Raw genomic sequence first — 15,003 nt, 5'->3', positions numbered from 1 at the left:
ACAGCCGGCCGCCCGAAAGGCGGCCGGCTGTCCGTACGGGTCCTACGGGTCCTGCTCGGGCTGCTACTCGGCGGGTCCTACTCGGCCGAGCCGTACATGCGGTCGCCCGCGTCGCCCAGGCCCGGCACGATGTAGCCGTGCTCGTTGAGCCGCTCGTCCACCGCGGCCGTCACGACCGTCACCGGGGTGCCCGCCAGGTCGCGCTCCATGACCTCGACGCCCTCGGGCGCGGCCAGCAGCACCACGGCGGTCACGTCGTCCGCGCCGCGCTTGATCAGTTCCTGGATCGCCGCGACCAGCGTGCCGCCCGTGGCGAGCATCGGGTCGACGACGTAGACCTGCCGCCCGGAGAGGTCCTCCGGCATGCGCGTCGCGTACGTGGAGGCCTCCAGGGTCTCCTCGTTGCGGACCATGCCCATGAAGCCCACCTCGGCCGTCGGCAGCAGCCGCATCATGCCGTCCAGCATGCCGAGGCCGGCGCGCAGGATCGGCACGACCAGCGGCCGCGGGTGCGAGAGCTTCACGCCGGTGGTCGGGCCGACCGGCGTGAGGATGTCGGCCTGCTCGGTGCGCACGTCGCGGGTGGCCTCGTACGCGAGGAGGGTCACCAGCTCGTCGGCGAGCCGACGGAAGGTGGGGGAGTCGGTGCGCTTGTCGCGCAGGGTGGTCAGTTTGTGCGCCACCAAGGGGTGATCGACGACCTGCAAACGCACAACATCCTCCAAGGCTCAGCTGCCGGGTTTCGACCTGCGACCTGCAAAAACGGCCGCACTCTTTCGCGACCCACGGTCAAAAGGCTACGCGGTGCGCGCACCCCCGTGCGTCCGGACCGGCAGCCGCGCCCCGACGCGTCCGCGGCCGGGGCCGGGGGCCGCCGCGGGCGCGGCTGCGGATGCGGCCCTGCCGGGCGGCCAGCACGCTGGACTGATGAGCAACGCACCGGTGGTCGTGGGGGTCGACGGATCCGATCACAGCCTCCTGGCCCTGGAATGGGCGCGGACCGCCGCGCTCCGGCACGGGGCCCCTCTCGTGGTCGCACACGTGCTGCCCGACAGCGCGCAGTTGTACGCGGCGCGCCGCTCCTCGCTCGCCGACCCCTCGCAGCCGCAGGAGTACGCCGACCCCGTCGGCGTACACGTGCGGGACGTCCTCGCCGGAGCGGCCGGCCTGCCGGAACAGGTGCGCTACGACGCGCTGGAGGGCTCCGTGCCCGAGGCCCTGCGGGTGGCCGGGGAGGGCTCCCGGATGCTCGTGATGGGCTCACGGGGCCGCGGCGGCTTCGCGGCCCTGCTGCTCGGCTCGAACAGCCGCGCCGTGGCCTCCGCGGCGGCGTGCCCGGTGGTGGTGGTCCCGCACGACGCCCGCAGGGCTCCGGACGCCCCGGCGGATCCGTCCGGCGGCCCGGTGGTGCTCGGCCTGCACGCCGCGGAGACCCCGGACGACGTCCTGGTCTTCGCCTTCACGGAGGCGGCCGCCCGGGGGACCACCGTCCAGGTGGTCTCCGCGTACGCGATCCCGCCGGCGCCGACGACGGCGGTGGACAGCCCGTTCCAGGTGATCCCGCCCGAGGGCCTGGCCGACGACGGGAACGCGGTGCCCGCGGAGCGGGAGATGCTGCGCTCCCAGACGGAGCGGCTCGCGCCGATGCGGAAGCGGTGGCCCGGGGTGCGGGTGGAGCAGGCGGCGGTCCCGGGCGACGCGGCGGAGCGTCTGGTGACGGCTTCCCGGTCGGCGGCCGTCGTGGTCGTGGGCCGTCACCACCCGCGGCGCACGGTCGGCTCCCTGGCGATCGGCTCGGTGGCCCATGCGGTGCTCCACCACGCGCACGGTCCCGTGGCGGTCGTTCCGACGCTGTCAGCCTCCTGAGCTGCGAAGGGGTGGCATCAATCGGCCCGTCCGGGGGAAGGTGGGGTGCGGGGGGTCTGCTTCGCGCCGGCGAAGGAGGACGACCGGACCACGGGTGGTTGCCCATGCCCGACACGCAGCCGAACGACGCGCCGGAGACCGTGGCGCAGCGCAGAGCGCGTAGAGCGCAGTTCCTGCGCGACCTGATGGAGGCGCGGGCCCTGCGCGACCGCGTCCAGCCGCGCCGCGCCCGCGCGGCCCGCATGCGCCAGCAAATGCGCATGCGCACCTTCCGCTGGTGACGAGCCCCCGCCCCGGACCCCCGCGGGGTGGGCGGCGCACGGGGTCGGCGGGGGGCCGGGCAGCCCCCGTACGACCCCCGCGACAGGCGGCGCGGCACGACGCAAGCGCGGAAGACCTCTCGCAAAGCCGCTGTTTCTGCCACGATGCCGATTGGGCGGGGCACGAAACGGCGAGCAGCACAGTCGTTCCAACCCTTCCCACCTCCGGCCGGGGGGACCTCCAACCGGCACGCCTAAGACCAGTGGGAGAGTCACGGTGTACTTCGCCGCACTGCTCGCGCGCACCGAAGACGGGTGGGAAGCGAGCGACATGGAACTCGACGACGTCGAGTCCCTCAGTGATCTGATCGATCTCGCGCGTGCCGCCGCTGTCGACGACGACACGGTGGTCGCCCTCATCGAGCAGGAGGACGCCTGGTTCGGCGTCGTCCGCGTGGACGGGGAGGAGGACCCGCGGTATTTCGTGTCGAACGCCTCCGCGGCCTCCCGCAGCTCCTACGGTTCGATGCTGACCGAAGAGCTGCTGGGCAGCGACGAGGAGGACGACGAACTCGACGAACTGGACCTGGACGGCACCGAGGACGGCGAGGAGGACACCATCGCCGCGTTCACCGGTGCCGACGACGAGGAGGACGACGAGGAGCCGGCGGGCGCGGAACCGGTCCCGGCCGGCCCGCTCGGCGACCCCCGGCTGCTGGACGACCTCGGGGTCGGCCACAAACAACTGATGACCCTCGACGGGGACGCCCTCTCGGAGATCGCCGAGTCCCTCGGCGCCACCGAGGTGCTGGAGGCCGTCCGCTAGTGATCACCACGCACCACCCCCTGCACGGCCCCGATCCCGTACGGGACCCGTGGCGGGACTCCATGCGCCTGGCGCTCCAGGAGGCCGCCCGGGCGGTGCCGGCCGGTGACGTGCCGGTCGGCGCCGTCGTGCTGGGCCCGGACGGCGAGGTCCTCGCCACCGGGTTCAACGAGCGCGAGGCCACCGGCGACCCCACGGCGCACGCCGAAGTGCTGGCGCTGCGCCGGGCGGCCGCCCGGCTCGGGGAATGGCGGCTTCCGGGGTGCACCCTCGTGGTGACCCTGGAGCCGTGCGTGATGTGCGCGGGCGCCCTCGTGCAGTCCCGGGTGGCCCGGGTCGTCTACGGCGCCGACGACGAGAAGGCGGGAGCCGCGGGGTCGCTCTGGGACCTCGTGCGCGACCGCCGGCTCAACCACCGCCCGGAGGTGATCCGTGGCGTGCTCGCGCAGGAGTGCGCGCGGCAGCTGACGGACTTCTTCCGCGACCGCTGAGGCGGCTCGGCGGCATCGATTTCATTTGATGCCGATCCTTAGGCTAGGATCCATCTCGGTAGTGTGTCCGAGTGGCCGAAGGAGCTCGCCTCGAAAGCGAGTATGGGGCAACCCATCGGGGGTTCAAATCCCTCCACTACCGCTTCGACCGAGAGCCCCGCCCCGCAAGGGACGGGGCTCTCGGCGTATCCGGGGCCTCCCGACACGGCCCTCCGGATGACGGCCGCGTGACCGCCCGCCCGCTCGGCCGTTGTCACGGCATGACCAAGACCCAGCGCATGCTCGCCGCCTTCGCCCTCGCGGGGGCCGCCGCGGGCCTCGCCGCACCGGCCGCCTCCGCCGCCCCCATGGCCCCGATCACCCTCCCGGACCTGCCGCAGGCCGCCCCGGGCATGCCGCAGGGGGCCACGCCCGGCTCCGTCCAGGAGATCGGCTCGAAGCTCAACGAGCTGGACAAGCTCGGCCAGCTGACGGAGCTGCCGAACCAGCTGACGCCCGTCATCGCCCCCGTGGAGCCCGTACTGGGCATCCTCGGCGGCATCGAATAGCCGACCCGCCGCGGACACGCCGCCGGCCCCGCATACGCCGAAAACCCCGACCGGGGTCGGGGCCTTCGGCGTAACGGGACGGGGAAAGTGGCGTCGGGGGACGAGCCACTTCCCCCGACGAGGACGGAACCTGCCAGTCCGGGCCGCAGTCAGGGGGAAGCTTGCGGCTCGGACCCCGCAGTGAGGTCCTGTCCCTCACCCGCCGGTTTCCTGCCAGAACCGGTGGGCTCGTCTTCCATCCTGGGTCACGCGCACCCGCCTGCGCTGCGGCAAAGGACCCGGACGCCCGGGCCATTGGTCCATAAAGGCCTGATGAGTGTCCGAAGACGAACGGTTAGACTCACCCGACTTCGCAGGACCGGTTGGGGAGGCCGACACCGCACATGGACACCAAGAAGATGATCATGGGTGGGCTCGTCGTGTTCGTGCTCTTCGTGATCATCACCCAGCCGGTCAAGGCGGCCGACATCGTCAAAATAGGGTTCCAGGGCATATCGGACGCGGCCCACGGCATCGGCGCGTTCATGACCGAGCTGGTGCGCTGACCCGTACGCCGACGCGACTTCCGGAACGACCGGCCCCCCACTCCGAACGGGTGGGGGGCTTTTTGCGTGGGCTTCCGCGCCGCATTTCGCGTCGGCCTTTTCATTCCGCACCCCCACAATGACCTCATCCAAAACACCCCATTATGCCCAACTTGCCCTCAACACGGTGATATACGGTGCTTGCACACAGTGCACATGTCTTGTGATGCTATGACCGCTTTTGACGGATGAGTTGACATGAAGGGGTGGCGTGACCGTGCCGGCCAGTACTGCGCCTCAGGTGCCACCCCAGCAGGAGACCGAGCAGGAGACCGGTGCCCGGCAGGACCCCCCGCCGGGCCCGCAGCCGGGCGGGCAGCCGGGCCGACAGACGGGCGCGCACCCGGAGCCTCCTCAGGAATCCCAGGTTCCGCCCCAGCACGACGCCCCTGAGGAGCCTCCAGCGGCCCCGAGACCGCAGAGCCGGGGCGCGGACACCCGGGCCCTCACCCAGGTCCTGTTCGGGCAGCTGAAGGACCTTCAGCCGGGCACGAGCGAGCACCACCGGGTGCGCGGCGCCCTCATCGAGGCGAACCTTCCGCTCGTCCGGTACGCGGCCGCCCGCTTCCGCAGCCGCAACGAGCCGATGGAGGACGTCGTCCAGGTCGGCACGATCGGCCTCATCAACGCGATCGACCGGTTCGACCCGGACCGCGGGGTGCAGTTCCCGACCTTCGCCATGCCGACCGTCGTGGGCGAGATCAAGCGCTACTTCCGCGACAACGTCCGCACCGTCCACGTACCGCGCCGGCTCCACGAGCTGTGGGTCCAGGTGAACGCGGCCACCGAGGACCTCACCACCCTGCACGGGCGCACGCCGACCACGCCGGAGATCGCCGAGCGGCTGCGGATCACCGAGGACGAGGTGCTGTCCTGCATCGAGGCCGGCCGCAGCTACCACGCCACCTCGCTGGAGGCCGCCCAGGAGGGCGACGGACTGCCGGGGCTGCTGGACCGCCTCGGCTACGAGGACCCGGAGCTGGCCGGGGTCGAGCACCGCGACCTCGTCCGCCACCTCCTCGTACAGCTGCCCGAACGTGAACAAAGGATCCTGCTCCTGCGGTACTACAACAATCTGACGCAGTCCCAGATCAGCGCGGAGCTCGGCGTTTCCCAGATGCACGTCTCCCGGCTGCTCGCCCGGAGCTTCGCTCGACTCCGATCCGCAAACAGGATCGAGGCGTAGCTGGAACGGGTGGAGATCGTTCCGCCGTTTCCCCACAGAACGGGCTCATTCAGCTCTGTCGCTGGAGATATATGTCGACATGGCGCTACAGCGCGTTGCCGACATGTGACATTCTGCTGGAACCGCGTTTGCCGCAGCCCCGCCTCCGGTATTCAGGTGGAGGCTGCGTTCCTCCGACGGGCGCGCAGTACGCGACCGTCCGCGACCTCAAGGGGGTGGCATGTCCGTAGACCAGGGCAGCTCCAAGGTGCTCACGCTCGTCAAGAGCGCTGCGCCGTCAGCACCTGCAGCGTCTGACCGCTCGGAAGCCATCGACACCCGCACCCTCTCCCGCTCCCTCTTCCAGCGACTTGCCGGCCTGGACGCGGACAGCCCCGAACGGGCGTACGTACGCGACACCCTGATCGAGCTGAACCTGCCCCTGGTGCGGTACGCCGCCGCTCGCTTCCGCAGCCGGAACGAGCCGATGGAGGACATCGTCCAGGTCGGCACGATCGGCCTGATCAAGGCGATCGACCGGTTCGACTGCGAACGCGGCGTGGAGTTCCCGACGTTCGCGATGCCGACCGTCGTGGGCGAGATCAAACGATTCTTTAGGGACACCTCCTGGTCCGTGCGCGTCCCGCGCCGCCTCCAGGAACTGCGCCTCGCCCTCACCAAGGCCAGTGACGAGCTCGCCCAGAAGCTCGACCGCTCGCCGACCGTGCCGGAACTGGCCGCAGTGCTCGGGGTGTCGGAGGAGGACGTCGTCGACGGCCTCGCCGTGGGCAACGCCTACACCGCCTCCTCGCTCGACTCGCCCTCACCCGAGGACGAGGGCGGCGAGGGCTCGCTCGCGGACCGCCTCGGCTACGAGGACACCGCGCTCGAAGGCGTCGAGTACCGCGAGTCGCTGAAGCCGCTGCTCGCCAAACTCCCGCCCCGGGAACGGCAGATCATCATGCTGCGGTTCTTCGCGAACATGACGCAGTCGCAGATCGGCGAGGAGGTCGGCATCTCCCAGATGCACGTCTCCCGGCTGCTCACGCGCACCCTGGCGCAGCTCCGGATGGGCCTGATCGGCGAGTGATCCACGAATAATCGCCGCAACCCCCTTCCGATCTGACGGGCAGTCACCCAGACTGCCGCGATGCGAAGGGAACGCCGCGCGACGACCCTCGTGGCCCTGTGCTGTACGGCCGCCGCACTCCTGACCGGATGCGGCGGCCCGGCACGCGACGGCTACGCGGCCGCGGGAGCCGTGGCCCCCGGGCCGGAGCGGCGCGCGGGCGACAACGTGGCGCCCGAAGGGCCGGTGGAGTTGCAGCAGCTGGGCGGAGCCCCTTCTTCCGCCACGCGTACGTCGTCCGGCACCCCGGTTCCGCAGAGCCCTGCCGGCTCCGCCCGGGCCGAAGCGACGACCGTCCCGCCCGGTACCGTCCCGCCCGGTACCGTCCCGTCGGCCGGGAGCCCGCCCGGGTCCGCTCCGCCCGCACCGCCCCCGGGATCCCCCGCGACGACCAAGCCGGGGACGACACCCCCGGCGGCGCCGGCCACCCCGGCGAACCTGACGCTGGGCCCCCCGGCCCGCACCCCGGCGGCGGACCGCTGGTGCGAGAAGGTCACGGTGGCGTTCACCAACACGGGCACCACGGCGGCGCGTTCGGGCACGGTCACGTTCTCGACGCACATCATCGGCGCCCTCGGCATCGACTGGGCCACGATCACGACGACCCAGCCCCTTCCGGCCCCGATCCCCGGAGGCGCGACGAGGAAGCAGACGTACACGGTCTGCGTCGAGTCCTGGCGGGTCCCCCTGGGCATGCACGTGGAAACGCAGAAAACCACAGCCACCTGGACTTGACCCGCCGCCCGGGCCCGGCCGGCCCCGCCGGCGTCCGGGCCGTCAGCCCCGCCACCACCCGAGCCCGGCCGGCCCCGCCAGTGTCCTGGCTTCAGCCCCGCTGGCGTCCGGGCCCGTCCGGCCCCGCCGCCGTCCGGGCCTTCACCTCCGCCGCCGTCCGGGCTTCAGCTCCGCTGGCGCCCGAGCCCGTGCGGCCCCGCCGCCGCTTGAGGCCCGGGGGCCGGGGCGCAGTCCCGCACCCCTCAGCCCCGCCAGCGCCTGAGGCGAGGTGGCTCGGGGCAAGCCCCCACAGCCCCCGCCGGCGCGGCCCCGCCGTCCGGGCCCGTCCAGCCCCGCTGGCGTCCGGGGCTCGTGCGGCCCCGCCAGTGCTTGAGGCGCGGGGGCCCGGGGCGCAGTCCCGCACCCCTCGGCCTTGGCGCCGCCTGAGGCTCGGGGTCCGGGGCGGGGTCTCGTACCCCTCAGCCCCGCCGGCGCCGAGGCGCGGTGGCTCGGGGCAGAGCCCCCGCGGCGGCGCCGCACCCACCCCGAAGCCCGTCCAGCGACCCGGCCAGGGCCAGGGCCAGGGCTACCGCAGGGCGAGCCAGCACACCGCCCCGACCAACAGCACGACCCCGAGCCCCACGCCCAGCCACAGTCCGGCCTTGGACCCGGACCCCGATGACTGGGCCTGCCGCCGCCGGGATCCGGGCGCGGCCGGACCGGCCCCGGCCCCCGGCCCGGTCGGCGCCGCCTCCTCGACGAACGCCCGGAACATCTGAGTGCTGCCCGCGGGGTCGTAGTTGCCCTCGGGGCCCTGTGAGTTGTGGTTCGCAGCCATGCGCAGGACCCTAGCGGGTTTTCCGATTCCTTTACCGCGCCCACCCCCCTATTCATTTGCCTGTAGCAACCAATCGCTTCTATGGTTGCCCTAAGCAACAACATCAGCAGAGGAGGGAGGGCGGAGCCCATGCCCACGGAGACGCAGCCCCACCCCACCCGCTACGAGGAGCTGGCCCGACAGCTCACCGGCATCGGCGCGGTCAAGCGCGACCTCGCCCGCATGCTCCCCCCGGACTGCCCGGCCGGCTCCGCCGCCGTCCTCACCGTGCTCGACCGCCACGGCGAAATGCGGCTCAGCCGCCTCGCCGACCTCATGGCCATCGACATCTCGGTGACCAGCCGCCACGTCGCCCACGTCGCCGACCGCGGGTGGATCACCCGCGACATCGACCCCGGCGACGGCCGCTGCCGGATCCTGCGGCTCACCCCGGCCGGCCACGCGCTCCTCGCCGAGCTCGGCGCGCGCTACACCGGCGCGCTGGAGAAGGCCCTGGCCGACTGGTCCGCCCACGACATCGACGTACTCAACACCTTGCTGACCCGGCTCCGATCGAGCTTCTAGACAAAAGGAACCACATGGCGACCACCGCACCCACCGGTGTGCAGGGAGGCAGCCGGTCGGAGACCACGTCCGACCCCGCATCCGCGCACGCCCACGCCCCCATGACCCACGCGCAGATCATGAAGGCGCTGTCCGGCCTGATGCTCGGCATGTTCGTGGCGATCCTGTCGTCCACGATCGTCTCCAACGCCCTGCCGCAGATCATCAGCGACCTCGGCGGCACCCAGTCCTCGTACACCTGGGTCGTCACCGCGGCCCTGCTGTCGATGACGGCGGCGACCCCGCTCTGGGGCAAGCTGTCGGACCTGTTCAGCAAGAAACTGCTCGTCCAGATATCCCTGGTGATCTACGTCCTCGGCTCGGTGGTCGCGGGCCTGTCCCAGAACACCGGCATGCTCATCGCCTGCCGCGTCGTCCAGGGCATCGGCGTCGGCGGCCTGTCCGCCCTCGCCCAGATCGTGATGGCCGCGATGATCTCCCCGCGCGAGCGCGGCCGGTACAGCGGCTACCTCGGCGCGGTCTTCGCCGTCGCCACCGTCGGCGGTCCGCTGCTCGGCGGTGTCATCACCGACACCTCGTGGCTCGGCTGGCGCTGGTGCTTCTACGTCGGCGTGCCGTTCGCGGTCATCGCCCTGATCGTGCTCCAGCGGACCCTGCACCTCCCGGTCGTCCGCCGCGACGTCAAGGTCGACTGGCTCGGCGCCTTCCTGATCAGCGGGGCCGTGTCCCTGCTGCTGATCTGGGTCACGCAGGCCGGCGACTCGTACGCCTGGGTCTCCTGGACCACCGCGGCGATGACCGGTGGCGCCGTCGTGCTCGGCCTGCTCTTCCTCCTCGTCGAGTCCAGGGCGAGCGACCCGATCATCCCGCTGCGCCTGTTCCGCAACAAGACCATCAGTCTCGCCTCGGCGGCCTCGCTGTTCGTCGGTATCGCGATGTTCTCGGGCACGGTGTTTTTCAGCCAGTTCTTCCAGCTGGCCCGGGGCGAGTCCCCCACGATGTCCGGAATCCTCACGATTCCGATGATCGGCGGGCTCTTCATCTCCTCCACGGTTTCCGGTCAGGTGATCACCAAGACCGGTAGGTGGAAGGCCTGGCTCGTCTCCGGCGGCGTCCTCCTGACGGCCGGTCTCGGGCTGCTGGGCACGCTGCGGTACGACACCCCGTACTGGCACATCGCGATCTACATGGCGCTGACCGGCCTCGGTCTCGGCATGATGATGCAGAACCTCGTCCTCGCCACGCAGAACCAGGTGGCCCCTGAGGACCTGGGCGCGGCCAGCTCCGTCGTCACCTTCTTCCGCTCGCTGGGCGGCGCCATGGGCGTCTCGGCCCTCGGCGCGGTCATGGCCAACCGGGTCACCCACTACGTGCAGGACGGCCTGGCCGCGCTCGGCCCGAAGGCTGCGGCGATGGGCCACGGCGGCGCCGCCGGCGGCGGGATCCCCGACCTCGACAAGCTGCCCGCGCCGTTCCGCGCGGTCATCGAGTCCGCGTACGGGCACGGCGTCGGCGACGTCTTCCTCTACGCGGCGCCGTTCGCCCTGCTGGGACTCGTCCTGGTGCTGTTCATCAAGGAGGTCGCGCTGAAGTCCAAGCCGGCGGCCCACGCCCCGGCCGCGTCGTCCGCCCCGGCGCAGTAGCGACACCGCGCGGCACCGGAGGGCACGGTCCGGGCCCCCGTCGGGTGCTCCCCCCTGTTCGGCTGGGCGGGTGCACCCGGTGGGGGCTCTGCTATGCCCCCGGGCCCGCGCCGGGCCGGGCGGCCGCGGCCTGCACCTCGATGCCCGCGATCAGGACGTCGAGGGCGAGGGCGAAGTCCCCGTCCGGCGCCCGCCGGGCGGTGCCGCCGCAGCCGTGCAGGAACTGCGACACGGCCAAGTGCGCCCCGGTCCGGCGGCCACCCGCGAGGCCGGTGGCGTCGAGCAGCCGCTGCAGGGCGGAGTCGAAGGCCCGGGCGTGCGGCCCGATGTTCGGGTACGCGGCGGTCAGCGGAGCCACCCAGGGGTGCTCCGCCAGCAGCCGCCGGTAGCCGCAGGCCAGCGAACGCAACCGGCCGGGCCAGCCCTCCCGGGCCGGCCCGGCCGGGGTGGTCCGCGGCAGCGGGAGCTCGCCCAGCGCCCGGTCCAGGGCGAGTTCGAGCAGATCGTGCTTGGTGTCGACGTACCAGTACAGGGACATCGCGGTGACCCCGAGCCCGGCCGCGAGCCGCCGCATCGAGAACCGGGCCAGCCCCTCGGCGTCGAGCAGCCGTACGGTGGCTCCGGTGATCCGGTCCCGGTCGAGGCCGGAGGGCGCCTCGCTGCGACGTCTGGCGGGTGCGGTGTGCCCGGGAGCCAGCCACACGCTGGTCCGGGTCTTGCCGGCATCGGCCGCGGTCACCATGGAGGCACCCTCCTCACAACAGCTGGATCAGCCCGGAATGCCCGGTCCGCCCACTTGATGCTAGAGGGTGCCCCTCGCGTTCCGGCAGGTTCAGGACGGGGCGGACGTGCCGTTCAGGGGGGCGGTCAGGTCGTAGAAGGTGGCCCCTCCGATCGTGACGGACCGGTAGTTGGCCTTGACCCAGGCCGTGATGGCGCTGCTGGTGCCACCGCCCGGACCTCCGCCCGGGCCACCGCCCGGACCTCCGCGTGCGGCCTGTCCCTCGCCACCGGAACGGTCGCCCCCACCGACGAAGTAGTGGATCTTTCCGGTGCGCACGTACTCCTGAAACCGGGCGAGCGTCGGGGACGGGTCGCTGCCGTTGAAGCCGCCGACCGGCATCACCGGCTCGCCGGAGGCCAGCTGGTAGCTCGCCGCGTTCTGCGCACCCACGGCGGCCGCCGCCCAGGTGTACTTCCCCGCGTCCTTGCGCAGGGCCGCCGTGGCCTGCGTACCGACCTTCGTGCCGCCCAGCAGGCCGCCGGGACCTCCGCCCGCGGAGTTCTGCCCACCGCGCGCACCGCCGCCGCGACCGCCGGGGAAGCCCGGGCCACCGCCGGGGAGACCCTGACCGCCTTGGCCGACCTGGCCGCCGGGGAAACCCCGGCCACCGGGGAACTGCCGGGGACCGCCCTGCGGACCGCCGCCCCCGGGTCCGCCCTGCTGGGCGCCCTGCGGCAGCCCCTGCGGGAGCGCGCCGGGCGGGAGCTCCCCGCCTGCGAACATCCGCATGCCCATGCCGCCGCGGCCGCCGGACACCGCGGGCCCGGCCGTCACGATCGACCCGCCGCGCGTGGAATCCACCGTGGTCAGGCAGTACGCGAGCGGGCCGGCCAGCGCCGCGGCCACGCCCAGCGCCGCCGCAGCGCGCACGAACCGGCGGCCGAGCCGGGCACCGAACAGCAGCCCGGCGGCCGCGGCCGCACCGGCGACGAGGACGGTCCAGCGCAGCCACGGCAGATATCCGGACGAGCGGCCGAGCAGGACGTACGACCACCACGCGGTCAGCGCGAGGGTGCCGGAGAGGGTGAGCGCGGCGGCCTTGCCGCCCCGCTCCTCCCACAGGACGGCCACGCCCATGCCGACCAGCGCGGCCACATACGGCGCCAGCGCCACGGTGTAGTACTCGTGGAAGATGCCCTGCATGTAGCTGAAGACCAGCGCCGTGGTCAGCAGGGCGCCGCCCCACACCAGGAAGGACGCCCGGGCCATGCCCTCCAGGGAGTCGGCGGCCCGGCGGGCCCGCCAGGTGACGACCAGTCCGGCGACGAGCATGACGAGGGCCGCGGGGAGCAGCCAGGAGATCTGCCCGCCGACGTTGGCCGAGAACAGCCGGTCGATGCCGGTCTCTCCCCAGCCGGGACCGCCGCCACCGGGGCGGGCACCGCCGCCGACGCTGCCGGCCTCGTCCCCGTTGATCCGACCGAGGCCGTTGTAGCCGAAGGTCAGCTCCAGGAAGGAGTTGGTCTGGGAGCCGCCGATGTACGGGCGGGAGGACGCGGGCCAGAGCTCCACGACGGCCACCCACCAGCCGCCGGCCACCACCATGGCCACGCCTGCGAGCAGCAGCTGGCCGAGCCGGCGGCGCAGCCGGGTGGGCGCGCAGACGGCGTACACGACGGCCAGCGGCGGCAGGACGAGGAAGGCCTGGAGGGTCTTGGTCAGAAAGGCGAAGCCGACCGCGACGCCCGCCCAGACCAGCCACTTGGTGTGGGCGCCCTCCAGGGCGCGCAGGACGCAGTAGACGGTGACGGTCAGCAGCAGCGCGAGCAGCGCGTCCGGGTTGTTGAAGCGGAACATCAGCGCGGCCACCGGGGTGAGCGCGAAGACCGCGCCGCTGATCAGTGCGGCCGCGGGCCCGAAGTGACGTCGTACGGCCGCGTACAGCACGGCGGTGGTGGCGACGCCCATCAGGGCCTGCGGGACGAGGATCTGCCAGCCGCCGAGCCCGAACAGCCGGACGGACAGCGCCATGGGCCACAGGGCGGCCGGGGGCTTGTCGACGGTGATGGAGTTCCCGGCGTCGGAGGAACCGAAGAAGAAGGCCTTCCAGCTCTCGCTGCCCGCCTGGACGGCTGCGGAGTAGAAGGAGTTCGCGTAGCCGGAGGCGCCCAGGTTCCACAGCAGCAGGACGGCGGTGGCCAGCAGGAGCGCCACGTACGCGGGCCGCTCCCAGCGGGGGCGCCCCGCGGTCGCGGTACCCGCCGCGGCGGGCGGGGTGCCGGGTGCGGCCGGGGCGGTGGCGTCGGCCGCACCGCTGGCGTTGGTCGGGGCCCGTTCCGGGAACGGGGAGCCCATGGGTGGTACGGCCGTGGTCATCGGGTGTCGTCCTTCGCGGGAGTGGCGCGCCGCTCGGGGAAGACCCAGGCGCGGAAGAGCAGGAACCTCAGCACGGTTGCGGCGAGGTTGGCCGTGATCAGCACGGCCAGTTCGGTGCTGTGGGCGGGACGGTGGGTGGCTGCGCCGAGGGCGGCGAGCGATCCGCTGGTCAGGGCCAGTCCGACGCCGAACACGACGAGCCCCTGGGCCTGGTGGCGGACGGCCCGTTCGCGGCCGCGGACGCCGAAGGTGAGCCGGCGGTTGGCGGCCGTGTTGGCGACGGCGGAGACCAGCAGGGCGCCGGCGTTGGCGAGCTGGGGTCCGGCGCCGAGCCGGAAGAGGGAGTACAGGGCGAGGTAGCCGAGCGTGGACAGCACCCCGATCACGCAGAAGCCGAGGAGCTGGCGGGCCAGCCCGCGCGGCACTCCGGGCAGGGCGCTGCGGTCGCGCGGGTCGTCGCCGAAGGGGCGGGCGAGCCGGTCGAGCGGCAGTGCGCCGACGGCCAGGGCCCGGCCCACCCGCCACATGCCCTTGAGGTCCTCGGTGGCGGTGCTGACGATGTGGACGGTGGAGTCCGGGTCGTCCACCCAGTCCACCGGCACCTCGTGGATGCGCAGCCCGGCCCGCTCGGCGAGGACCAGCATCTCGGTGTCGAAGAACCAGCCCGAGTCCTCCACCAGCGGCAGCAGTCGCTGCGCGACCTCCCGCCGGATGGCCTTGAACCCGCACTGGGCATCGCTGAAGCGGGCTGCGAGGGAGGAGCGCAGGAGCAGGTTGTAGGCCCGGGAGACGAACTCCCGCTTGGCGCCGCGCACCACGCGCGAGGAGCGGGCCAGGCGGGTGCCGATGGCGAGGTCGGAGTGCCCGGAGATGAGCGGGGCGACCAGCGGCAGCAGCGCGTTGAGGTCGGTGGACAGGTCCACGTCCATGTATGCGAGGACGGGTGCCTCGGAGCGGGACCAGACGGTGCGCAGGGCCCGGCCGCGGCCCTTCTCCTCCAGCCGGGTGCTGCGTACGCCGTCGACGGTGGCGGCGAGGGCGGCCGCGACCTCGGGGGTGCGGTCGGTGCTCGCGTTGTCGGCGATCGTGATGCGGAAGGGGTACGGGAACGTGCGGGTCAGGTGGTCGTGGAGGCGGCGCACGCACGGCCCGAGGTCCTTCTCCTCGTTGAAGACCGGGATCACCACGTCGAGTACGGGCTCGCCGGGCACGGGCGCGAGGTGCGCCCGTGCCGGGAGGGCGCCGGAGGAGGTGTCGGTTGGCATACACCGACCT

General features: G+C 72.8%; 15 protein-coding genes, 1 tRNA gene and 1 pseudogene. 12 read left to right on the top strand and 5 right to left on the bottom strand.

Going from position 1 to position 15,003, the window contains the following annotated elements:
* Positions 1–77: 77 nt before the first annotated feature.
* Positions 78–713, bottom strand: coding sequence for a uracil phosphoribosyltransferase (upp, locus tag ACIPK4_RS09255; RefSeq protein ID WP_356870080.1), 636 nt, complete (start codon positions 711–713; stop codon positions 78–80).
* Between the two features lie 214 nt (positions 714–927).
* Between upp and ACIPK4_RS09250 the strand changes: the two genes are divergently transcribed.
* The 10 genes from ACIPK4_RS09250 (at position 928) to ACIPK4_RS09205 (ending at position 7,604) form a co-directional block, all read left to right on the top strand.
* Positions 928–1,866, top strand: coding sequence for a universal stress protein (locus tag ACIPK4_RS09250; RefSeq protein WP_402310468.1), 939 nt, complete (start codon positions 928–930; stop codon positions 1,864–1,866).
* Between the two features lie 104 nt (positions 1,867–1,970).
* Positions 1,971–2,147, top strand: a complete 177-nt coding sequence (locus tag ACIPK4_RS09245; RefSeq protein WP_376205339.1) for a hypothetical protein — start codon at positions 1,971–1,973, stop codon at positions 2,145–2,147.
* A 256-nt stretch (positions 2,148–2,403) separates the two neighbouring features.
* The gene (locus ACIPK4_RS09240; protein ID WP_376205336.1) at positions 2,404–2,952 is read left to right on the top strand and encodes a hypothetical protein; all 549 of its coding nucleotides are present in this window, start codon (positions 2,404–2,406) and stop codon (positions 2,950–2,952) included.
* Between the two features lie 62 nt (positions 2,953–3,014).
* Entirely contained in the window at positions 3,015–3,443 is a 429-nt protein-coding gene (tadA, locus tag ACIPK4_RS09235; RefSeq protein WP_063789517.1) for a tRNA adenosine(34) deaminase TadA, read from the top strand.
* Between the two features lie 57 nt (positions 3,444–3,500).
* Positions 3,501–3,585 (top strand) — tRNA-Ser (locus tag ACIPK4_RS09230).
* Between the two features lie 118 nt (positions 3,586–3,703).
* A complete protein-coding gene (locus ACIPK4_RS09225; RefSeq protein WP_159044603.1) occupies positions 3,704–3,991 on the top strand; it encodes a hypothetical protein in 288 nt (95 codons plus the stop codon).
* A 383-nt stretch (positions 3,992–4,374) separates the two neighbouring features.
* Positions 4,375–4,536 (top strand): hypothetical protein, encoded by a 162-nt coding sequence (locus ACIPK4_RS09220; RefSeq protein ID WP_159046037.1) that lies wholly within the window; start codon positions 4,375–4,377, stop codon positions 4,534–4,536.
* Positions 4,537–4,816: 280 nt separating this feature from the next.
* Positions 4,817–5,761: an RNA polymerase sigma factor SigF gene (locus ACIPK4_RS09215; protein ID WP_402310465.1), complete on the top strand. Its 945-nt coding sequence runs from the start codon at positions 4,817–4,819 to the stop codon at positions 5,759–5,761.
* 220 nt (positions 5,762–5,981) lie between these two features.
* On the top strand, positions 5,982–6,830 hold the full coding sequence (locus tag ACIPK4_RS09210) for an RNA polymerase sigma factor SigF (protein WP_402310463.1): 849 nt from the start codon (positions 5,982–5,984) through the stop codon (positions 6,828–6,830).
* Between the two features lie 60 nt (positions 6,831–6,890).
* A complete protein-coding gene (locus ACIPK4_RS09205) occupies positions 6,891–7,604 on the top strand; it encodes a hypothetical protein (protein ID WP_402310460.1) in 714 nt (237 codons plus the stop codon).
* Positions 7,605–8,169: 565 nt separating this feature from the next.
* Here ACIPK4_RS09205 and ACIPK4_RS09200 read toward each other — a convergent pair.
* On the bottom strand, positions 8,170–8,421 hold the full coding sequence (locus ACIPK4_RS09200; protein ID WP_402310457.1) for a hypothetical protein: 252 nt from the start codon (positions 8,419–8,421) through the stop codon (positions 8,170–8,172).
* Positions 8,422–8,550: 129 nt separating this feature from the next.
* On the opposite strand from ACIPK4_RS09200, the pseudogene ACIPK4_RS09195 reads away from it, so the two are divergent.
* Together ACIPK4_RS09195 and ACIPK4_RS09190 are read left to right on the top strand one after the other, a co-directional pair.
* A pseudogene (locus ACIPK4_RS09195) lies at positions 8,551–8,982 on the top strand (MarR family winged helix-turn-helix transcriptional regulator); the annotation flags it as partial.
* A 17-nt stretch (positions 8,983–8,999) separates the two neighbouring features.
* Positions 9,000–10,628: an MDR family MFS transporter gene (locus ACIPK4_RS09190; protein WP_402310455.1), complete on the top strand. Its 1,629-nt coding sequence runs from the start codon at positions 9,000–9,002 to the stop codon at positions 10,626–10,628.
* Positions 10,629–10,719: 91 nt separating this feature from the next.
* On the opposite strand, the gene ACIPK4_RS09185 is transcribed toward ACIPK4_RS09190, so the two are convergent.
* The 3 genes from ACIPK4_RS09185 to ACIPK4_RS09175 form a co-directional block, all read right to left on the bottom strand.
* Positions 10,720–11,370, bottom strand: coding sequence for a TetR/AcrR family transcriptional regulator (locus tag ACIPK4_RS09185; RefSeq protein ID WP_054227146.1), 651 nt, complete (start codon positions 11,368–11,370; stop codon positions 10,720–10,722).
* Positions 11,371–11,460: 90 nt separating this feature from the next.
* Complete coding sequence (locus ACIPK4_RS09180) at positions 11,461–13,728, bottom strand: ArnT family glycosyltransferase (RefSeq protein ID WP_402310452.1); 2,268 nt, start codon at positions 13,726–13,728, stop codon at positions 11,461–11,463.
* On the bottom strand, positions 13,725–14,993 hold the full coding sequence (locus tag ACIPK4_RS09175; RefSeq protein WP_054227148.1) for a bifunctional glycosyltransferase family 2/GtrA family protein: 1,269 nt from the start codon (positions 14,991–14,993) through the stop codon (positions 13,725–13,727). Before ACIPK4_RS09175 ends, ACIPK4_RS09180 begins: the two co-directional genes overlap by 4 nt.
* Positions 14,994–15,003 lie beyond the last annotated feature (10 nt).

Source organism: Streptomyces sp. NPDC086989, from assembly GCF_044745505.1.
Lineage (GTDB): Bacteria > Actinomycetota > Actinomycetes > Streptomycetales > Streptomycetaceae > Streptomyces.
This window is presented reverse-complemented; position numbering and strand designations above follow the sequence as displayed.